The organism is Agrobacterium sp. GW821-FHT02D03, assembly GCF_059421725.1.
The window spans coordinates 1,104,538-1,125,522 of record NZ_JBWKVN010000001.1; the positions used below are offsets into that span (position 1 = coordinate 1,104,538).

Below are 20,985 nucleotides of genomic sequence, written 5' to 3' on the forward strand. Positions count from 1 at the left end.
TCGTTTTCGGATATCTATTCTACTATTGGGGGTGCCATGCGCTTGTTCAAAATGAAAATTAAACTTCTTTTGCCTGCACTCTTCACGCTGTTGATTGTCTTGGGGGCGATCCAGGGCGGGCTGGCAATCTATTCCATGAGCATCATGAAAGAGGAGGGCACACAGCTGGCGAACCGGCTTGAGCGCACACTTCTCATCGGCGATATGGACCGAAGCTTCGGCGACGTTCGCCGGGAATATGTCGTTCTTCTCAGTGCCAAAACGCCTGACGATGTCCAAAAGGCCTCCGTACCGCTTCAGGCCGCGATCGTAGCGCGGCAGGCGTCCTTCGACGCTTATGGTTCGACAGTGGCCGTTCCCGAGATAAAGCACGTCTTCGAGGCGCTTTCAGCGGCTGTCGGCGATTACGAGAAGGCGGGCAGCGAATTCGTCAGCCTCCTTGCCGCCTCTAAAGTGGATGACGCGATGGCGCTCAGGACCGCGCGGATGACTCCGGCGGCGGATGCGTCGACCAAGGCCATCAATGCGCTGATTGCCGCGAACAAGGTTCTGACGGCTCAGTCCCATCAGCATCTGAAAGATGCCTCGGACTTTGCTCTGGAAGCCACGATGACGGCTCTCATTGCGGTGAGCATCATTGCGATTGGCGCGGCGCTTCTGTCGCTCTTCCGGATTGCGAGGCCGATCACCGACATTACCGGGGCGATGAATGCGCTTGCGGCGGGCGATACCACAAGGGACATTCCCCACGGACAGCGCAGCGACGAGATCGGTGAAATGGCTGCCGCCGTCTGCGTCTTCCGCGCCAATGCGCTGGAGCGTGAGCGACTTGAGCGGGAAGCGGAAGCCAATCGCAGTCTCAGCGAACAGGAGCGGGTGGCGCGCGAGAAGCAGAAGGCGAAGGAGGCGGCGGACGTGACCTTTGCGGTGGACGGTCTTGCCGATGGTCTGAAGCACCTTGCCGATGGCGACATGACCTTCCGGCTCGAAACGCCCTTCGTCAACCAGTTGGATGGCGTGCGGCTGAACTTCAACGACTCGGTCGAAAAGCTGCAGGCAGCACTTCGCTCGGTCGGTGAAAATGCGCGAATGATCGATGCTGGCGCCAATGAGATCCGCTCGGCAACCGACGATCTTTCCAGACGCACCGAACAGCAGGCCGCATCGGTCGAGGAAACCGCCGCAGCGCTTGAACAGGTGACGACGGCGGTCAGGGATTCCGCCGTCAAGGCGGGTGATGCCGGTGAACTGGTGGCGAAGACCAGGGCCGGTGCCGAACGATCCGGCGAGGTCGTGCGTAAAGCCGTGACCGCCATGACCGAAATCCAGAACTCGTCGAATGCGATCAGCAACATTATCGGCGTGATCGACGACATTGCATTCCAGACCAATCTGCTGGCGCTTAACGCAGGCGTGGAGGCAGCACGTGCGGGCGAGGCGGGCAAGGGCTTTGCCGTCGTTGCTCAGGAAGTGCGCGAGCTCGCCCAGCGCTCGGCAAGTGCGGCGAAGGAAATCAAGACCTTGATCACCAAATCCGGCGAGCAGGTGCGTGACGGCGTGACGCTGGTTGGCGAAACGGGACAGGCGCTTGAAGCGATCGTGGCGGAGGTTCAGGAGATCAACCGGAACGTGGCAGCCGTCGTTGCCTCTGCCCGCGAACAGTCCACAGGGCTTTCTGAGATCAACTCGGCCGTCAACCAGATGGATCAGGGCACGCAGCAGAATGCGTCTATGGTGGAACAGTCGAGTGCTGCGACCTATGGCCTTGCAACGCAGGCGGCTTCGCTGATGGCGCTTCTCTCGCAGTTCAAGCTGGAAGAGGGGGCTGTGGCCCGGCCCGTCTCCCAGCCGGTCCAGGCATCCAACCAGCAGACACAACGCTCGCCTGCCCGCGCGATGGGCCAGCGACTTGCCTCAGCCTTCACGGGGAGGGGTTCTGCGGCGGTGGCGGTTGCGGAGGACAACTGGACGGAGTTCTGACCCTGTCGCGTGCCGATCAATCCTAAGGGCGGGAACATCTCCCGCCTTTTTTCATTACAGATGGTGCCTTCTGGCCCAACAACCGATCGATCTTGTTGGGCCGCATTACCGAAATATAATCTGCCCTGTTCTTTGCCCCTCTCAAGAATCCGCCTATACAATCGATATGATCATCACCCGTGTTTTCCAATATTTCGAAAACTGGATCGAGCCCTTCGCCCGTAAGGACGATCTGAGGCCGCCGGAAAGCACATTCGCTTTCATCTGGTTCTATCTCCGTCAGGCCAAGGCGCCGTTCTTCGCCATGCTTGTGCTCGGTGGATTGACGGCGGCGATCGAAGCGGCGCTCTTCTGGTTCGTCGGGCGGCTTGTCGACATTCTCTCGACCGTTAAGCCGGGGGATGGCTGGTCTGGCCTACTGGCGAGCCACGGCTATGAACTGATCGGAATGCTGTTCCTGATCGCTGTGGTGCGCTTCGTCGTCACCATGCTGACGGCGCTCGTCGATCAGCAGATCATCACGCCGGGTTTCTACAACCTCGTGCGCTGGCAGTCCTATATGCATGTCGCGCGGCAATCGCTGAGCTTCTTCCAGAACGATTTCTCCGGCCGTATCGTCACCAAGGTCTGGTCGGGCGGGCAGGCGGCGGGCGATCTCGTTACCTCGCTGATGGAAAGCGTCTGGTTTGTCGGCATCTATTCGGTATCGATGCTCTTCCTGATCGGCGGGCTGGACTGGCGGCTTGGACTGGTTGTGGTGCTTTGGGTCGGCATCTTCTCCATGCTGGCGCGCTATTTCGTGCCGCGCATTCGCTTCCATTCGCGCGAGACCGCAGAAGCCGCCTCCATGCTGAACGGGCGCATGGTGGATGCCTATAGCAATATCCAGACGCTGCGCCTCTTTGGCCGCGCTGATGCCAATGACCGCTATATGCGCCAGGGCTTTGATACCTTCCAGCGCACCACCATGACCTTTACCCGCTTCATCACGGGAGTCCGGGCGTCCATGGCGCTGCTATCGGGCATCATGATCACGTCGATGGCCGCCCTTTGCATCGATCTCTGGCTATCCGGCAAGATCAGCTCCGGTGCTGTGGCCTTTACACTTGCCTTGGTGCTGCGGCTCAACTTCCTCCTCGGCCGGCTGATGACGCAGTTCAATGGCATCATGCGCAATTTCGGAACGGTGCAGAACGCCGCCGAACTGATCTCGCAGCCGATCGGCCTTGTCGATGCGGCGGATGCAAAGCCGCTCGAGGTGACGACTCCGAGCGTCCAGTTCGATGATGTCAGCTTCCACTATGGACGCGGCAAGGGTGTCATCGATCACCTCAACCTTACCATCGCGCCGGGCGAAAAGGTCGGTATCGTGGGGCGCTCAGGCGCCGGCAAGTCGACACTCGTCAATCTGCTTTTGCGCTTCTATGACGTGGAGCAGGGGCGCATCCTGATCGATGGGCAGGATATTGCCCATGTGACGCAGGAGACGTTGCGCGCCCATATCGGCATGGTGACGCAGGATACCTCGCTCCTGCACCGCTCTATTCGCGACAACATTATGTTCGGCCGCACGGACGCGACCGAGGAGGAGTTGCTGGAAGCCGCACGTCGGGCGCATGCCGACGACTTCATCGAGCGGCTTGAAGACCAGCGGGGCCGCAAGGGCTTCGATGCCCATGTGGGCGAACGCGGCGTCAAGCTTTCTGGTGGTCAGCGTCAGCGCATCGCGATTGCGCGTGTGATGCTGAAAGACGCGCCGATCCTCATTCTGGACGAGGCGACGTCAGCGCTCGACTCCGAAGTGGAGGCGGCGATCCAGAGCAATCTCGATGCGTTGATGAAGGGCAAGACGGTGCTGGCAATCGCGCATCGTCTGTCAACGATCGCCGCGCTCGACAGGCTGGTGGTGATGGATGCCGGGCGGATCGTCGAGCAGGGCACGCATAGCGAACTGGTCGCGAGCGGCGGGCTCTACGCGGACCTCTGGGCGCGTCAGTCCGGCGGTTTCTTGGATGCGGAAGAGCTTTAGGATCTTCCACCCGGTAGAGAAGAGACGTACTTCAACTCTTTGTTTCTATTTGCTGTGCCGACTTATTCTGCTGCAATCATGAAATCCGCAGTTAGCCCGTAGTGGTTGGATCCCAGATTGTTGGGCATGCGCTGGACGCTGATGAGGGTCGCGGGCTTTCGAGCGAAGACATGATCGATAGCGATACCGAACCGTCCGGCCTTGATTGGCCATGTCGCGGGTTCCCAGCTGACTTTCTCCAGCTCCACATTTTCCATGAAGCGGCGCATATCCGGAACGACGCTGGCGGAATTGAAATCCCCGCCAAGAATGACAGGGCCTTGCATGTTTCTCAGCACGTGTGAAAGGTTGAGCAGTTCCTCACCGTGGTTCTCGTCGAAATAGGGCTTTGTCAGATGCACCTGCGCGAGATTGAGCGTGACACCATCAAGGTCAATCTGGACAAAACCGGCGCGCTCCGGGCTGACATAGCTGAGTGTCCCGATCCTGGCATCGCGCAAGGGTCGCTTGGACAGCATCAAGAGATCGCAGGATGCTGTGCCGGCACCACAGCCGAGGCGATAGGGGTAGGTCTGCTGCAGACGCGGCAAAACGCTGCTGAGGGCTGCGGCCTCCATGATGTAAACGACATCGGCTTGAGAGGAGACGATGTCGTCTGCGATTGATTCGGCGCTTCGTCGATTTTCGCGCAGCACATTGAAAGACATGAGGCGGAAAGGTTTGGCGCCCGCCGGATATTGCCTGTCAGTCCCGAAATCATACTGCATGGAAACAGCGTGCGCGGCGAGAACGAGCGACCATGCCAGAAGTGCTACGAAGAGGCGCGAGCGCAGGACAACGAAGCAGATGATGCAGGCAAGCGCGGCCAGCACCGCGATATGCAGCTGGAAACTGTTGACGAAGGCCAGAAGCCAAAAATCTTTTATATATCTGATGCTTATCGAAAAAAGAGCTGCAATGATCGCAGTCGAGGCGATGCAGGTGAGCCGTGCTTTCACGCTTAAATTCCCGTCTTCTCGCGCTCCCGGATGTCGCTTAGCACGGCCCATGCCCGCACACAATGTTGCTGGATGGACAGCCGGCTGACAAAAACGGACGAAAAAGATGCGGCTCAAGGTGAAATTACGGCAGCTTTGTGTGCTTTCCTCTTGCCAAGGTCGGGCATATTTTGCGATCACACATATAAGCGCGATTTTATCTTCGCGCATGCATGACCAAGACGCTGGGGATGGAGTTTGTCTTGGATCAAATCGGAGCGGGAGGACTCATGCGATTTTCAACGAAATTAGCGCAGAGGATGGTGTAGCGGTGAGCGAGCACGTAAATGACCATGACGCGTCGGGTGAGCCCACCCGTCGCGATTTTCTTTACCTTGTGACGGGTATGGCCGGTGCCGTTGGCGCCGCCGCCGTTGCATGGCCTTTCATCGACCAGATGCGTCCCGATGCATCCACGCTCGCACTCGCTTCCATCGAAGTTAATGTTGCCAGCGTCGAGCCTGGCATGTCGCTGACCGTCAAGTGGCGCGGCAAGCCGATCTTCATCCGCAACCGCACCGAGAAGGAAATTCAGGAAGCCAATGCCGTTCAACTGGCTCAGCTGAAGGATCCGGTTGCCCGCAACGCCAACCTTGCGCCCGATGCACAGGCCACCGACATCGACCGCTCGGCCGGTCAGGGTAAGGAAAACTGGATCGTCATGATCGGCTCCTGTACCCACCTCGGCTGCGTTCCGCTTGGTCAGGCGGGCGATTTCGGCGGATGGTTCTGTCCCTGCCATGGCTCGCACTACGATACGGCGGGCCGCATTCGCAAAGGTCCGGCGCCGGAAAACCTGCATATTCCGACCTTCGCATTCACATCCGATACCGTGATCAGAATCGGATAAGGGGACAGATGAAATGAGTGGTCATTCCAGTTACCAGCCATCGACCGGCATCGAGAGATGGGTCGATTCCCGCCTTCCGCTGCCGCGTATGATCTATGACAGCTTCGTGGCCTATCCGGTTCCGCGCAATCTGAACTATGCCTATACCTTCGGTGCCATGCTCGCCGTCATGCTGATCGTGCAGATCCTGACGGGCGTGGTGCTTGCCATGCATTATGCTGCTGATACGACGGTCGCCTTCACCTCCGTCGAGAAGATCATGCGCGACGTGAACCATGGCTGGCTGTTGCGCTACATGCACGCTAATGGCGCGTCCTTCTTCTTCATCGCGGTCTATCTGCACATTGCCCGCGGCCTCTATTACGGCTCCTACAAGGCGCCACGTGAAATTCTCTGGATCCTCGGCTGCGTCATCTTCCTTCTGATGATGGCAACCGGCTTCATGGGTTACGTTCTGCCTTGGGGCCAGATGTCCTTCTGGGGTGCGACCGTTATCACAGGCTTCTTCACCGCCTTCCCGCTGGTGGGTGAGTGGATCCAGCAATTCCTGCTCGGTGGCTTCGCTGTCGATCAGCCGACGCTGAACCGCTTCTTCGCGCTGCACTACCTGCTGCCCTTCATGATTGCCGGCGTCGTCATCCTGCATATCTGGGCGCTGCACGTGACCGGCCAGACAAACCCCACGGGCGTCGAGGTCAAGAGCAAGACGGACACGGTTCCCTTCACGCCCTATGCGACGCTGAAGGATGCGCTTGGCGTGTCGATTTTCCTGATCGCTTACGCCTGGTTCGTCTTCTACATGCCGAACTTCCTCGGCCATCCCGACAACTACATCATGGCGGACGCACTGAAGACGCCGGCCCACATCGTGCCGGAATGGTACTTCCTTCCCTTCTACGCCATGCTGCGCGCCATCACCTTCAATGTCGGCCCGATCGACTCCAAGCTCGGTGGCGTTCTGGTGATGTTCGGTGCGATCGTGGTGCTGTTCTTCCTGCCATGGCTCGATACATCCAAGGTTCGCTCTGCGGTCTATCGTCCCTGGTACAAGCTGTTCTTCTGGATCTTCGTCGCCAACGCCATCATGCTCGGCTGGCTCGGCTCGCGCCCCGCAGAAGGCCTTTATGTGACGATGTCGCAGCTGGGTACGCTCTACTACTTCGGCTTCTTCCTCCTCATCATGCCTCTTCTCGGCCTGTTCGAGACGCCAAGGCGAATCCCGAATTCGATCACCGAGGCCGTTCTTGAAAAGAACGCCAAGGCGACCACAGACGCGCCTGCCGGCGTGAAGATCTGAGTGCGGGAGAGAATGATGACAATGAAGAAGCTTGTAACGGGCATCGCGCTCATGGCCGCTCTCGGCGGGTTTACCGCCGCCATGGCAGCAGAAGAAGGCCATGATGATCTCGCGTCGAAGGCGACCCATGCGATTGCAGGCGGGCACTTCCCCATCCTGAAGCCGCATGAGGAGACGTGGTCCTTTGCTGGTCCCTTCGGCAAATATGACAAGGGTCAGTTGCAGCGCGGCCTGAAGATCTACAAGGAAGTCTGTTCCGCCTGCCACTCCATGAGCCTGGTTTCCTTCCGTACGCTTGAGGGCCTCGGCTACTCGGAAGATCAGGTCAAGGCTTTCGCTGCGGAATATGAAGTGCAGGACGGTCCGAATGCCGACGGTGAAATGTTCACCCGCAAGGCCGTACCATCCGATCACTTCCCGTCGCCATATCCGAACAAGGAAGCGGCTGCTGCCTCCAATGGCGGCGCTGCCCCTCCGGACATGTCGCTGCTTGCCAAGGCACGCGGTGTTGAACGCGGTTTCCCGCAGTTCATCATCGACATGATCCCGATCGTCGGCGGTTATCAGGAAGGTGGCCCGGATTACATCCACGCGCTGCTGACGGGCTATCAGGAGCCGCCAGCCGGCATCAAGAACCCGGATGGTACGGACTACAAGGTTCCGGAAGGCACCCACTTCAACCCCTATTTCGGCAGCGCTACATCGTTGAAAATGGCTCCGCCCATCAGCAACGATCAGGTGACTTACGATGATGGTACGCCGCAGACGCTGGAGCAATATTCCAGAGACATCTCGGCCTTCCTCATGTGGGCTGCCGAGCCGCATCTGGAACAGCGTAAGCGCACGGGCTTTATGGTGATGATATTCCTGTTCATCTTCACGGTGCTGATCTACCTCACGAAGAAGTCGGTTTATTCACGAAAAGAGCACTGATAGTTTTCGCATGATCTGCGTAAGAGCCCCGCGGTTACCCGCGGGGCTTTTTTTGTAACCTTCGGGAGCGCTTGATGACGAAAATCCGAACAGGCGGCTGTTTGTGTGGCTCGATTCGCTTTGAAACCAGAGCCGTGCCGCGCAATGCTCACACGTGCTCCTGCGAGATCTGCCAGCGGCACTCCGGTGCGACCAGCCTCACCTGGGTGGAGTTCAACGCGGACGATGTTCTCTGGACCGGCCCCGGAGGTGCACCATCGACCTATCGTTCCTCCGATTATTCCAGCCGCGCCTTCTGCGCCGCTTGCGGCAGCACGCTTGGCGCAATCGATGATGAGCCTGCTGTTGCGCTTGTCTGGGCAAGTTTTGACGATCGTGAGGATGAGGCGTTACGGCCTCACGCCCATTCCTTCGAAGATGTCTGCCCGGTATGGGCCAAATGCCGAGCATGACGACCGGCGAATAAGGGCCGTGCCTTTTTCGTTTGTTCGCCGACATCAACTTGATAAGGTGCGGCAACTTTCCAATCTGCCACATCAACTGGACATATCATGACCGCTATTGCCTCGGAACTTGCTGCCGCCATTCGCTCGATCAATGACTACCCGAAGCCCGGCATCATCTTTCGCGACATCACCACGCTTCTCGGCAATCCGCGTGCCTTCCGCCGCGCCGTGGACGAACTCGTCAATCCCTATGCGGGCACCAAGGTCGACAAGATCGCCGGCATCGAAGCGCGTGGCTTCATTCTGGGCGGCGCCATGGCGCATCAGCTTTCCACAGGCTTCGTGCCGATCCGCAAGAAGGGCAAGCTGCCGCACACAACGGTGCGTGTTGCCTATAGCCTCGAATATGGCGTCGACGCGATGGAGATGCATGTGGATGCGGTCCAGCCGGGCGAGAAAGTCATTCTGGTCGACGACCTGATTGCAACCGGCGGAACGGCCGAGGGTGCCGTGAAGCTATTGCGGCAAATGGGCGCCGAGATCGTCTCAGCCTGCTTCGTCATCGACCTTCCCGATCTCGGCGGTCGCAAGAAGCTGGAAGACCTCGGCGTCGAGGTGCGGACGCTCGTGGAGTTCTCCGGGCACTGATCCTGAAGAGGCGACTGCTTAGGTTTTGGTATGGATTTTTTTCAGGACGATCCAGGTCCAAGTAACACCTGAAGCTCGATTGCCTGCTTGAATCGAATCGGTTTCCAAGGCCCTGATTAGGCCAAGCCCTGCCTTCTCCGCCTGGGCGATGGCTTCGTCAGGACGGATTGGGTAGGATGGGCGTCCTGCCGGCGACGGACCATGCCGTAGAGACATAATCAGCAGCCCGCCTTCTTCCATCATGCGCGTCAGGACTTCCAAGGCGCGCTGGCGTTGTTCGATTTCGATATGGTGCCACACTCCGCACAGCGTGATGAGATTGAAGGGCGCGTAGGCGAGGGTTTTATCGAGGGCTGGCAAGCTGTCACTAAGCCATCTGATTCTCTCGGAAGCATGCAGGTGCATGCCGGGCTCGCGAAGTTCACTGACAGGCTCCACCGCCAATACTTCGTGGCCTTGGCTCGCGAACCAGGCGGCATCGCGACCGGTTCCGGCACCGATATCAGCAATGCGGACAGGACGGATGGGCAGCAAATCCAAAACGGGCGCGTAGACCTCGCGGCAGTCCAGATTATCGAAGCGAGATATGAGTTCAGGGGTCGCGGCCTCTGCGTAGCCTTTCAGAACATCTGTCATCCGCCGGTGATCCTGCCTGCTGCGTTACCTTCACTCGAACTCCAGCACCTTGCTTTCAAACGTGACTACGAGCTCGCCATCTTGGTTGACGCCTTCGTTCAGCGTCGTGTTGAGCAGCAGGCCGGGCCGCGAGGCGAGGGGGCGGGCAGCGAGAAGGGTGGCGAAATAGGTGACGTCGTCACCGGCATAGACCGGATGCAACCATTTGAGGTTGGCGATGCCTGGGGAGGGACCGAGCTTTGGCGGCTCGATACCTTCGCTCGTCAGCCGCTTCACTTCCTTCGTCCAGTAATTCAGGAAGCACTTCATCCAGGACGCGCTTGTCTGCCAGCCGGAGGCACACAGACCGTCGAAGACGGAGTTCTTTGCCCCTTCTTCACTCAGGTGGAATGGCTGCGGATCGAATTTTTCGGCATAGCGGATGATCGACTCGGCCGAGAAGTGGACCGTGCCAAGTTCGAGTTTGTGGCCCACGGGGTAAAGTTCGGTGAACTTCATGGCGTCGCCTCCGCCGATGTTGCCAGCATGGCATTCAATTCGACAATGCAGACAGTGTCGCCGTGTTGATTTTGCAGTTCATGACGGAGCTTCACGACGCCCCGGTCTGGCCGGGATTTCGACACGCGGCGTTCGACAACCGTCGAGGAGCCTGTCAACGTGTCGCCTGCCAGAACCGGCTTTTTCCATTCGACAAAATCGACGCCAAGTCCGGCGTGGGCGCTAGATTGACCGATGTAGCTGTCCACCGTCATGCGCATCAGCATGCCGCATGTGTGCCAGCCGGAGGCGGCGAGGCCGCCCAGAATGCTGGCCTTGCCGGCTTCTTCTGAAAGATGCATGGGCTGCGGATCGAATTCCATTGCGAATTCAATGATCTCTTCCGCCGTCACCGTTTTTGGCCCAAGCGGAAAGCTGCGCCCGGGCGCAAAATCGTCGAAACTGTATTTCACGAGCTTACTCCTCCGTCCCGTGATGCTCAGAGCCGGTCTGGACACTCCGACAGGTCGATTTCGCGATGCATGTCGCGCACCTCTGCGTCAGGTTTCCAAACACGTTCCGACTGCAAGCTAACGCAAATATTCCCTTTACGTAAAGGTCAGATCGGTCACGGGCTGATGAAAATAGGTGGTGGGTGAGAGGCGCGGAGGTGCTCGGCATGTGAAGCTGCAAATGATGCTTCCTCTCACGGGGAAGCGCACTTATGTCGAACGCCCCCTACAGGCGTCACTCAGAGCGCGGGTGACGCAGAGGACGGCAGGAACTTTTGCGGCCGTCCGAGCGCCGCAGGTGTTTCGCCACCTGCGGCGAGACTCGATCAGGTGTTGAAGCGGAAGTGGATGACGTCGCCGTCCTGAACGACATATTCCTTGCCTTCATCGCGGCCCTTGCCAGCTTCCTTGGCGCCGACTTCGCCCTTGTAGGCGACGTAGTCGTCATAGCCGATGGTGAAGGCGCGGATGAAGCCGCGCTCGAAATCGGTGTGGATGACGCCCGCGGCCTGCGGGGCCTTGGTGCCGCGAACGATGGTCCAGGCGCGGCATTCCTTCGGGCCTACGGTGAAGTAGGTGATGAGATCGAGGAGGTGGTAACCGGCGCGGATCAACCGGTCGAGGCCAGCCTCTTCGAGGCCGAGGGCCGACAGGAATTCCTTGGATTCGTCTTCCGGCAGCTGTGCGACTTCGGATTCGATTGCTGCGGAAATGATGACGCATTCGGCACCTTGCGCCTTTGCCATTTCGGCAACGGCCTTGGTGTGTTCGTTGCCATCGACGGCATCGGCTTCCGCCACGTTGCAGACGTAAAGGACCGGGTGCGAGGTCAGAAGGTTCAGGCCCTTGAGGACTTCGATCTCATCGGCTGCCAGCGTCTTCAGCAGAAGGCGAGCGGGCTTGCCTTCGTTGAGGAGCTTGATGACCGCTTCCATGACCGGCAACTGCGCGAGCGATTCCTTGTCCTTGGACGTGGCGCGCTTGCGGGTCTGTTCGACGCGGCGCTCCAGGCTTTCCAGATCGGCAAGCATCAGCTCGGTTTCGATCGTGTCGGCATCGCCGACCGGGTTGATGCGGCCTTCGACATGGGTAATGTCGTCATCTTCAAAGCAGCGCAGCACGTGAACGACGGCGTCCACTTCGCGGATGTTGGCCAGGAACTTGTTGCCGAGGCCTTCGCCCTTCGATGCGCCGCGCACGAGACCGGCGATATCGACGAATGAGATGCGGGTCGGGATGATTTCCTTCGAGCCGGCAATGTCGGCCAGAACGCGCATGCGGGCATCCGGCACGGCGACTTCACCGGTGTTCGGCTCAATGGTGCAGAAGGGATAATTTGCCGCCTGTGCTGCTGCCGTTTTCGTCAGCGCGTTGAAGAGGGTGGACTTGCCGACATTCGGCAGGCCGACGATACCGCATTTGAAGCCCATGGCTTAAACCTGTCTTTGACTTTTGAATTTCCGATTGCGAGCCTTTTGCGGAAACGCCGGAGCAAGGTCAAGTCTTGTTGCAGCAAAGGGCGAGAAATCCGCCCTTTTGCGACTAGGCTTAAGGCTGTCCGAAGCCGAACCAGGCGGATATCAGCGCCCAGCCACCATAGACGATGCCGATGGAGAAGAGCACCGAGACGATGGCCAGAACCAGTCCGCCGAGAAGCGCAAGGTCATCGCGTTGTGCCAGTGCCAGGGCGATGATCAGCACCGTGATGCCGGGGAGCGTATTGCCGAACGGGATCGGGAGCGCAATGATCACGGCCATCAGGAAGATGACGATGCCGATGAATGCCGGTCCGGCAAAGCGTGCCAGCATGTGGCCGCGTGGTTTCAGCAGCGCTTCCAGCTTCTCCAGCCGGGGTGCTGCCTTGTCTGCCGTGAGCTCGATGATCGAGCGCGAGACGGAGAGACGACCGAGCACACCAGGCAGAACAAGCCTGCGTGCTCGAAACATCATCTGCAGCGACAGGATCGCCAGTGCGGTGCCGAAGATCATGCCAGCCGGAATACCCGGAGTCGGGATAATGGCCGGAATGGCAAAGACCAGCAGCACGAAGGCAATCGCCTTGTCGCCCAGCCGGTCCAGCAGACAGTCGAGCGTGACACGTTCGGGGAGGTCATGCGGCAGGCGCTTCAGCGCTGCCGCCATGCTTTGATGTGGCGCTTCCTTATCCATGGCGCGCCCAATTCGGGAATGTCACAATCAAATGGCCGATATTGGTCATGCGCAAAGAGATGGGGAGGTCGCGCTATGTTTCAAGTCGCCATATCCCCAATCCTGCGTAGCCTGTCGTCTGATCAGGCTAAAGCCGGTGACGACTTTTGTCGTCAGTCCTTGTTGCCGAACATCCTCTTCAGCATCTCGGCCATGGGGCCGGTCTCCGGCAGCTTTTTCGGCTGGGCGTGGTTTCGCGCCTGATGGATGTGCGACTGCGCTGCCGGTTTTGCGGCTTTGGCGGGCTTTTCGACTTCGGCCTTCGCGCCGGTCGCAAGGGCCAATTTATTCATAAGCTGGGAGTCTTCACCCTTCACCAGCATGGCGGCGTTGTCGGCGATGGCGTCGAGCAGCGGGTCGAGCCATGCCTTGTCGGCCTTGGCGAAATCGCCGAGCACGTGGCCATGCACGCGGTCCTTGTCTCCCGGGTGGCCGATGCCGAGGCGCAGGCGGCGATATTCCTTGCCGCAATGGGCATCGAGGGATTTCAAACCATTGTGGCCACCATGTCCGCCCCCGGTCTTGATGCGCGCGCGGCCGGCGGGCAGGTCCAGCTCATCGTGAATGGCGATGATGTCGCCGGGGGCCAGCTTGTAGAAGCGCATGGCTTCGCCGACTGATTCACCCGACAGGTTCATGAAGGTGAGCGGTTTCATTAGCAGGATCTTCTCGCCGGCGATCTCACCTTCTGAGATCTCCGCCTTAAACTTTCTTGACCACGGCGTGAAGGAGGGCAGGCGTTGCAGGGCATCGACAGCCATGAAGCCGATGTTGTGACGGTTGCCCGCATATTGATTGCCGGGGTTGCCGAGGCCTGCAATGATGATCATGGACGAAATTCCGCTTCACTCAAAATCGATACACTTCACCAACGCGAAACGCGGCGGGTGTCAACTTTTTTGTGAGGGCGCCAGCTGTTAGTCGCTGATGATCAGACCGTATTTTTCGTAAATGCGTCTCTGGGTACCGTCGGCAATCAGATCGTCCAGCACCTTCTGCATCTTCTCGATCAGACTGTCCGGCACACTTTTGTTGCAGGCCATACCAAGCCTCTGCCGGCTGAAGGTGATGACCTCCTCAAAGTCTTTCTGGGGAAGATTCTTTAGCGCGCTCTCCGACATGGGCATTAGGTCGATGCGGCCCGCGGCGAGCTTTGAGAGCGTGTTGTTAAAATCGGCGCTGATGTCGATCCGCGGGAAATTCATCGAGCGGAGCAGGCCTTCGGTGTAGTCGTTGCGCTGTGTTCCGACGGTGTATTCCTTGGCATCCTCCAGCGTCTTGATGTTCATGACGTGGCCCTGACGTGCAACCAGAACATTGCGATCCGTGTGGATGGGGGAAACCCATTTGAAGCGGGGCTCGCGCTCGGCGGTGCGGGCCGCGGCAAAGACGCAGTGCATGGGTGCGGTCTCAGCCAGCTTGATGGCGCGCGCCCAAGGCATCACCGTTGCCTCATACTGCGTGTCAGTGCGCTCCAGAATGATCTTCAACTGATCCCAGTAGACGCCGCTTGGCTGTCCATCGGCGTCGCGAAGATTGTAGGGCGGATAATATTCCGTCGATAAAAACAGTTTTTCGGCACTGGCCGATGTCGCGGCCAGCAAGCAGGTCGACAGACCGATCGATAAGAGAATTGCTCGTAACACTGCTACCCCTCCCACAGCGTTTATTGCGCGGCTTTCAGCCTCTTTCCATCCTCCAGCGGAACCTGATAGGTTTCGATCAGAGACTGTATCGCGCGCGGTCTGGAAAACAAATAGCCCTGCCCGCAATCCACGCCGATCTCTTGCAGCATCGTCTTTTGCTCTTCCGTCTCGATGCCTTCGGCAATGACGAGGCAGTTCATCTTGTGAGAGATCGCGCTGATGCCCTCCACCAGCATCCGGCTTTTCTTGCTGATGTCGGGCGCATCCTTGCTGATGGAGCGCGTAAAGGACTGGTCGATCTTGACGATATCGACGGGGAAGCGGTTGAGGTAGCTCAGCGATGAATAGCCCGTGCCGAAATCGTCGAGCGCAATGCGGCATCCAAGCAGGCTGATGGCATTCAGGACGGCGCGCACCTGCGGGTCGTCATGCATCATCACGGCTTCGGTGATCTCTACTACGAGCCGCTGCGGAACGATGCCGTGGTGATGCAGCAGGCCGGCAATGCGCGTCGGTAGACCGGCCTCAAACTGCTGGGCGGAGAAGTTGACAGCGACATAGGCCTTTTCGAGACCTGGAACGGCCGAGATTTCCGCGAGGTTGCGGATGGAATGCTCCAGAACGCGGCTGCCGAGGCGCTTGATGCTGCCATTTTCTTCAGCCACGCCGATGATCGGGCCGGGTGGCAGAATGCCCTTGCGCGGATGGTTCAAGCGCATCAGGGCTTCGAAGCCGCAGGTCGCGCCGGTCTGCAAGTTGAGAATGGGCTGGAAGTGTGCCTCAAGCCAGTCTTCCTCGATGGCCTGCTCGATTTCCTGCTCGATCTCTGCCCGCTGGCGCGCTTCGTTCATGATCGCGGCGTCGAAGATCTGGGCGCCATTCTTTCCGGCCCGCTTCTTGGTATACATGGCAAGATCGGAGTGTTGCAGCAGTTCCGAGGCGCTGCGGGCATGTTCGGGATAGATGGCAAGACCGATGCTGGCGCTGAGACGAATGCTTTGACCATGGAAAATGAAGGGGTCGTTGAACATCGCGCCGATCTTCTCGCAGATTTTCAGCGATCGCTCTTCCGCGTCCGACCCCGCAAGCAATAGGGCAAACTCATCGCCACCAAGCCGCGACGCGGAGTCGAGCGGATTGAGAACGCCTTTCAGGCGACCAACGAATTGCTTGAGAACCGCATCGCCTGCGGCATGGCCGAAATTGTCGTTGATGCCCTTGAAGCGATCAAGATCGATGAACAGGCAGGCAAGCTTCGTCTGAGCCGCATCGGCATGCAGTATCTTCTGGTCCAGCATGGCTTCAAAACCCTGGCGGTTCAAAAGCCCGGTCAGGTGGTCGGAAATGGCCTGGAGGCCGTTGCGCTGTTCCGACTGACGAAGCTCCGTGACGTCCGTCATCACGCTCAGTACATCTGCGCTGGTCTCCTCGATGCCGGTTTGCAGCGTCTTTTCGGCAATCAGCACATCCATCGAACGCCCATCGGCGCAGATGAAGCGGACGGTGAGCTCAGCCGCGTAGGATTCATCGGTATGGTCGGATGGGCGGTTTTGATGGCGCTGGCGGAAACTTTCGCGATCGTCCGGATGGAGGAAGGCTTCAAAGGCGCAGCCAAGGGAATCCTCACGACTATAGCCGGTTGCCTTCACCCAATAATCGCTCACCGCTGCGACACGATTTTCGGGGTCGAGTGAAAACAGCATGGCCGGGGTGCGGTTGTAGATTTCCGTCGTGCGCCGATGGGCGCGCTTGAGCTCGTGCTCTTCCCGTTCGAGCTGCGTCTGCATTTCGTTGAAGCTGAGAGCCAGCCGTCCCATTTCGTCGCGTGAGCGCCAGTCGACATGGTGGCGCGAGCCAAGCCTGCGGGTTGCCTCGATTGCGGCTGTCAGCCGCAGAAGCGGGCGCATGATCATCATTCGGTTGCCGACGATGGCGGCGCCAAACACCGTCAGGATCGCCAGGACGAAGATCGACAGGAAGGATAGCTCGATGCCGTTCAGCGATGAGAAGACGCCGACATCACGGAAGATGATCTTGATCGTCCCGACCTTGGTTTCGCCGTCGAGGTTCTTGTAGTAAATGTCACGGCTAAGCGACGACATGTCGTCGCTTCTGGGGGCGCTTGATGTCTGAGTGACGTCGAGCTGGCCGAAACTGTCCTTGACCCGGACCATGTAGATCGCAGGATCGTTAATGAGCGTGCCGGTAATCTGGTTGATGCTTTCGTCATCCAGATCCCAAAGGGGGCGGCCGAGAGCCTGCGCGTTGGCGACGATGAGAATTTCGAGCCGGTCGGCCTGGCTGGAGATCGCGGCATTGTAGGATAGGCTGAGCAAAATCGTAAAAAGCGGCGCGACGATAGCCAGCAACGCGCCGGATATGATCACCAGAAATCGCCTTTCTACCGAATGGGTCATCTGCCCTCTCTTGATCCCCAAAAACTCCCGTCCATGCGGTAAAGGCCCAAGCGCCGTGAGGGCGTTTTCGATTGCTCGAGAGCCTTTTCCAGCTGCGGTTGTAGAACCAAAGCTTTGAGGTATCGTTTCGCAGAATGCTTAATCATTCTTGAATTGAGTGCTTGCACTTGAAGCCCGTCAGATGGCGCGGGCAGCGTCGTCGCGCGGATGAACCCACACGCAAAAAGGCCCCGCATCTTTCGATACGGGGCCTCTTCAAGAAAAACCAAACAGGTCTTATTCGGACTTGTTTTCGCCTTCTGCTTCTTCAGCAGCAGGTGCTTCGTCTTCAACAACGTCGACAACCGGCGGAACGATCGTTGCAACGGTGAAGTCGCGATCGGTGATCGTCGGAACCACGCTCTTCGGCAGCTTGATCTGCGAGATGTGAACGCTGTCACCGACCTTCAGACCTTCGAGGTCGACGGTGATGGCGTCAGGGATCTGGTCCGCAGGAACGTTGGCTTCGATGGTGTGGCGAACGATGTTCAGAACGCCACCGGTCTTGATCTCGGACTTCTCTTCATTGATGAAGTGAACCGGGATTTCGACGGTTACGTTCGAGTTGGCCGAAACGCGCAGGAAGTCCACGTGCATCGTGAAGTCACGAACCGGGTCAAGCTGGTAGTCCTTCGGCAGAACCTTGTACTTCTGGCCGTTGACGTCGATCGTGGCGATCGTCGTCATGAAGCCGCCGCCGTGGATGCGCTTGGTGATTTCGTTGGTCGAAATCGCGATAGAAATCGGGGCCTGCTTGTCACCGTAGATGACAGCGGGAATCAAACCGTTGCGGCGAAGTTCACGAGAGGACCCCTTACCAACTCGTTCGCGCGCCTCGGCCTTGAGCTCATAAGTTTCTTTGCTCATGGCATTTCCTTTTCGAGGTTATATGGAGAGTTCAAACCGGCGTGGCCGGACGAGAACTGGGGCGGCGCTTGCGCCAACCCGACCGCGTTGCCTCCAAGGGTGTCTACACGGATGCGCGCGCTATAGTATAAAGCGGCCTTGAACGCAAGACCGCGGGGTTTTTACATTGGATCACACCCGCTCCACGCGTCGTGATCCTCAAGCGGCGTCGCATGCGACTATTTTACCGTTGAAAGATCGCCACAACCGGCGCACCATAACAGAAGCTTTGGGAGGAGCCTATGTCGAACGATGCTGCACATGCCAATCATGTCTATGAGAGCGCCAACCGTTCATCGGCTGCCGCAAGTTCCCCCATCGTCGCATCCTGGCGACGCTGCATGACGATGCATCATCTAGCGCCGGAGGAAAACCGCAAGCCGATCTTCCTGTCGGAGGCGGAATTTCGCAGGGCGCGCGACGAGGCTTCCGATCTTCTGGCCGAAAGCACAGATGAAATCGACCGCATCTTTTCCACCGTCGGCAGGGCCGGGTGCTGCCTGCTGCTGACCGATGCCAAGGGCGTTGCCCTGGAACGGCGCGGTGCTGCGGGCGATGATGACGATTTTCGAAAGGCGGGGCTCTGGTCCGGCGCACTGTGGAGCGAGGCGAGTGTCGGCACCAATGGCATCGGCACCGCACTTGCCGATGAGCGGCCGGCGGTGGTCTATCGCGACCAGCATTTCTTCAGCTCCAACATCAATCTCTCCTGCACCACAGCGCCGATCCGCGACCACCGGGGGCAGGTGACGGGCGCGCTCGACATTTCCACCTGCCGGGACGACATCAACGAACTGACCTTTTCCATGGTGACGCAGACCGTGCGCGATGCCGCACAGCGCATCGAGGGCAATCTGTTCCGCCGCGCGTTCCCGGGCGCCCGCATCCTGATCGTGCCGCCTGGCCAATCGACGATGCTGTCGCTGCTGGCCGTCGATCAGGACGATATCATTCTGGGGGCGACCCGCGCTGCACGGCTGGCGCTGCGGCTCGATGACGCGCGGATAGCGCAAGGAATCCCCGCATCGGATGCACTCAAAGAAGAGCGGCATGACAAAGGCAGCGACCTGATGGAAGCCGAGCGCGCAGCTCTGCGACGGGTCCTGGCGCGCACCAATGGCAACGTGACGCAGGCGTCCGAATTGCTGGGGATCAGCCGCGCGACGCTTCACCGCAAGATGAAGAAGCTCTCCGTGCATTGAAGCGAAGGCGCAGGCCTTGATTGGCCTGGCCGTTGTCGCAGATGTGAAACACTGTGCACTGCGGAACGGCCTGCCGCCTCTTTGATTTGCCCGATTGTAGGCACAACCTCTCTCCACGCGATCAACCAATGATCGTTGTTCATCAGGGAGGATGAAAACATGAACATCCAGGTTCAGCACAAAGCGGGAGAAACTCCGTTCAAACTGAAATACGGCAACTATGTCGGCGGCCAATGGGTGGAGCCGAAGTCCGGCCGCTACATGGACAATATCTCCCCCGTTACCGGGCAGAAGATCTGCGAAGTGCCGCGATCCGATGCCAGCGATATCGAAGCAGCCCTCGATGCCGCGCATAAGGCGCGTGCAGCCTGGGGCCGCACCAGCGTCACCGAACGCTCCAATATTCTTCTCAAAATCGCTCAGCGTATCGAGGACAATCTCGATCTGATCGCCCGGGCAGAAACCTGGGATAACGGCAAGCCGCTTCGTGAAACCACCAATGCCGATATTCCGCTGACCATCGATCACTTCCGCTATTTCGCAGGCTGCATTCGCGCGCAGGAAGGGTCGATCGGCCAGATCGACAATGATACCGTCGCCTATCATTTCCATGAGCCGCTCGGCGTCGTCGGCCAGATCATCCCCTGGAATTTCCCGATCCTGATGGCGGCGTGGAAGCTCGCGCCGGCACTTGCCGCCGGCAACTGCGTGGTGCTGAAGCCGGCCGAGCAGACGCCCGCTTCCATCCTGCTCGTCATGGAATTGATCGAGGATCTTCTGCCGCCGGGCGTGCTCAACATCGTCAACGGTCTTGGCATGGAAGCCGGCAAGCCGCTTGCGCAGAGCAACCGCATCGCCAAGATCGCCTTCACCGGTTCGACCTCGGTCGGCAAGGAAATCATGCGCTATGCGGCGGATAACGTCACCAACATCACGCTGGAACTCGGCGGCAAGTCGCCGAACGTGTTCTTTGCCGATGTGATGAACGAGGATGATGCCTTTCTCGACAAGGCACTCGAAGGCTTTGCCATGTTCGCGCTGAACCAGGGCGAAGTCTGCACATGCCCATCCCGAGCACTGGTGCATGAATCGATCTATGACCGCTTCATGGAAAAAGCCCTGAAGCGGGTGCAGGCGATCAGCCAGGACGATCCGCTGAATGCCTCCACCATGATCGGCGCGCAGGCATCTCAGGAACAGTTCGACAAGATAATGAGCTATCTCGAGATCGGCAAGAAGGAAGGCGCGAAGGTGCTGACGGGCGGCGACAAGAAATCGCTCTCCGGCAATCTCAAGGACGGCTTCTACATCCAGCCGACAGTGTTTGAAGGCAACAACAAGATGCGGGTCTTCCAGGAGGAAATCTTCGGCCCCGTCGTTTCCGTCACCACCTTCAAGACGGTGGAAGAGGCGATCGAAATCGCCAATGACACGGTCTATGGCCTCGGTGCAGGCGTCTGGAGCCGCGACACCAATCTGGCCTATCGCGCAGGTCGCGGCATCGAAGCCGGTCGCGTATGGACCAACTGCTACCATGCCTATCCGGCAGGTGCTGCTTTCGGTGGCTACAAGCAGTCGGGCATTGGTCGCGAGACCCACAAGATGATGCTCGATCACTACCAGCAGACCAAGAACCTGCTGGTCTCCTACAGCCCGAACAAGCTCGGCTTCTTCTGATACCGCGTGAACCCGGTGCCGGCGGTATTTCCGCCGGTGCCAACT

At 58.9% G+C, this 20,985-nt stretch carries 19 protein-coding genes; 9 read left to right on the forward strand and 10 right to left on the reverse strand.

The window, feature by feature from the left end; translation table 11 throughout:
- Positions 1-51 precede the first annotated feature (51 nt).
- Entirely contained in the window at positions 52-1,980 is a 1,929-nt protein-coding gene (locus tag AC07U5_RS05150) for a methyl-accepting chemotaxis protein (protein ID WP_494722465.1), read from the forward strand.
- A 166-nt stretch (positions 1,981-2,146) separates the two neighbouring features.
- On the forward strand, positions 2,147-4,009 hold the full coding sequence (locus tag AC07U5_RS05155; protein ID WP_494722466.1) for an ABC transporter ATP-binding protein: 1,863 nt from the start codon (positions 2,147-2,149) through the stop codon (positions 4,007-4,009).
- Positions 4,010-4,071: 62 nt separating this feature from the next.
- Here the strand turns inward: AC07U5_RS05155 and AC07U5_RS05160 are convergent, their stop codons facing one another.
- Positions 4,072-5,007 carry an endonuclease/exonuclease/phosphatase family protein gene (locus tag AC07U5_RS05160; RefSeq protein WP_494722467.1) on the reverse strand — a complete coding sequence of 312 codons (936 nt, stop codon included), beginning with the start codon at positions 5,005-5,007 and terminating at the stop codon, positions 4,072-4,074.
- A 310-nt stretch (positions 5,008-5,317) separates the two neighbouring features.
- On the opposite strand from AC07U5_RS05160, the gene petA reads away from it, so the two are divergent.
- From petA to AC07U5_RS05185, 5 genes are all read left to right on the forward strand, one after another.
- Positions 5,318-5,896 carry a ubiquinol-cytochrome c reductase iron-sulfur subunit gene (petA, locus tag AC07U5_RS05165; RefSeq protein WP_062426384.1) on the forward strand — a complete coding sequence of 193 codons (579 nt, stop codon included), beginning with the start codon at positions 5,318-5,320 and terminating at the stop codon, positions 5,894-5,896.
- Between the two features lie 13 nt (positions 5,897-5,909).
- On the forward strand, positions 5,910-7,193 hold the full coding sequence (locus AC07U5_RS05170; protein WP_062426385.1) for a cytochrome b: 1,284 nt from the start codon (positions 5,910-5,912) through the stop codon (positions 7,191-7,193).
- A gap of 21 nt (positions 7,194-7,214) precedes the next feature.
- A complete protein-coding gene (locus AC07U5_RS05175) occupies positions 7,215-8,126 on the forward strand; it encodes a cytochrome c1 (protein ID WP_062441072.1) in 912 nt (303 codons plus the stop codon).
- Positions 8,127-8,200: 74 nt separating this feature from the next.
- Positions 8,201-8,578 carry a GFA family protein gene (locus tag AC07U5_RS05180; protein ID WP_113271444.1) on the forward strand — a complete coding sequence of 126 codons (378 nt, stop codon included), beginning with the start codon at positions 8,201-8,203 and terminating at the stop codon, positions 8,576-8,578.
- A gap of 99 nt (positions 8,579-8,677) precedes the next feature.
- A complete protein-coding gene (locus tag AC07U5_RS05185) occupies positions 8,678-9,220 on the forward strand; it encodes an adenine phosphoribosyltransferase (protein WP_494722468.1) in 543 nt (180 codons plus the stop codon).
- A gap of 18 nt (positions 9,221-9,238) precedes the next feature.
- Here AC07U5_RS05185 and AC07U5_RS05190 read toward each other — a convergent pair whose 3' ends face one another.
- From AC07U5_RS05190 to AC07U5_RS05230, 9 genes are all read right to left on the reverse strand, one after another.
- Positions 9,239-9,856, reverse strand: a complete 618-nt coding sequence (locus AC07U5_RS05190) for a class I SAM-dependent methyltransferase (protein ID WP_494722469.1) — start codon at positions 9,854-9,856, stop codon at positions 9,239-9,241.
- A 30-nt stretch (positions 9,857-9,886) separates the two neighbouring features.
- Positions 9,887-10,354 carry a MaoC family dehydratase gene (locus AC07U5_RS05195; protein WP_494722470.1) on the reverse strand — a complete coding sequence of 156 codons (468 nt, stop codon included), beginning with the start codon at positions 10,352-10,354 and terminating at the stop codon, positions 9,887-9,889.
- The gene (locus AC07U5_RS05200) at positions 10,351-10,806 is read right to left on the reverse strand and encodes a MaoC family dehydratase (protein ID WP_062426389.1); all 456 of its coding nucleotides are present in this window, start codon (positions 10,804-10,806) and stop codon (positions 10,351-10,353) included. Before AC07U5_RS05200 ends, AC07U5_RS05195 begins: the two co-directional genes overlap by 4 nt.
- A gap of 365 nt (positions 10,807-11,171) precedes the next feature.
- Entirely contained in the window at positions 11,172-12,275 is a 1,104-nt protein-coding gene (gene ychF, locus AC07U5_RS05205) for a redox-regulated ATPase YchF (RefSeq protein ID WP_062426390.1), read from the reverse strand.
- Between the two features lie 118 nt (positions 12,276-12,393).
- Positions 12,394-13,014 carry an exopolysaccharide biosynthesis protein gene (locus tag AC07U5_RS05210; RefSeq protein WP_062426391.1) on the reverse strand — a complete coding sequence of 207 codons (621 nt, stop codon included), beginning with the start codon at positions 13,012-13,014 and terminating at the stop codon, positions 12,394-12,396.
- A gap of 152 nt (positions 13,015-13,166) precedes the next feature.
- Complete coding sequence (gene pth / locus AC07U5_RS05215; RefSeq protein ID WP_112360304.1) at positions 13,167-13,883, reverse strand: aminoacyl-tRNA hydrolase; 717 nt, start codon at positions 13,881-13,883, stop codon at positions 13,167-13,169.
- Positions 13,884-13,970: 87 nt separating this feature from the next.
- The gene (locus tag AC07U5_RS05220) at positions 13,971-14,699 is read right to left on the reverse strand and encodes a substrate-binding periplasmic protein (protein WP_494722471.1); all 729 of its coding nucleotides are present in this window, start codon (positions 14,697-14,699) and stop codon (positions 13,971-13,973) included.
- Positions 14,700-14,719: 20 nt separating this feature from the next.
- The gene (locus AC07U5_RS05225) at positions 14,720-17,116 is read right to left on the reverse strand and encodes an EAL domain-containing protein (protein ID WP_494722472.1); all 2,397 of its coding nucleotides are present in this window, start codon (positions 17,114-17,116) and stop codon (positions 14,720-14,722) included.
- Positions 17,117-17,392: 276 nt separating this feature from the next.
- Complete coding sequence (locus AC07U5_RS05230; RefSeq protein ID WP_113261775.1) at positions 17,393-18,022, reverse strand: 50S ribosomal protein L25/general stress protein Ctc; 630 nt, start codon at positions 18,020-18,022, stop codon at positions 17,393-17,395.
- Positions 18,023-18,303: 281 nt separating this feature from the next.
- On the opposite strand from AC07U5_RS05230, the gene AC07U5_RS05235 reads away from it, so the two are divergent.
- Together AC07U5_RS05235 and adh are read left to right on the forward strand one after the other, a co-directional pair.
- On the forward strand, positions 18,304-19,263 hold the full coding sequence (locus tag AC07U5_RS05235; protein WP_112521290.1) for a sigma-54-dependent Fis family transcriptional regulator: 960 nt from the start codon (positions 18,304-18,306) through the stop codon (positions 19,261-19,263).
- A gap of 159 nt (positions 19,264-19,422) precedes the next feature.
- On the forward strand, positions 19,423-20,940 hold the full coding sequence (gene adh, locus AC07U5_RS05240; protein WP_062440297.1) for an aldehyde dehydrogenase: 1,518 nt from the start codon (positions 19,423-19,425) through the stop codon (positions 20,938-20,940).
- Positions 20,941-20,985 lie beyond the last annotated feature (45 nt).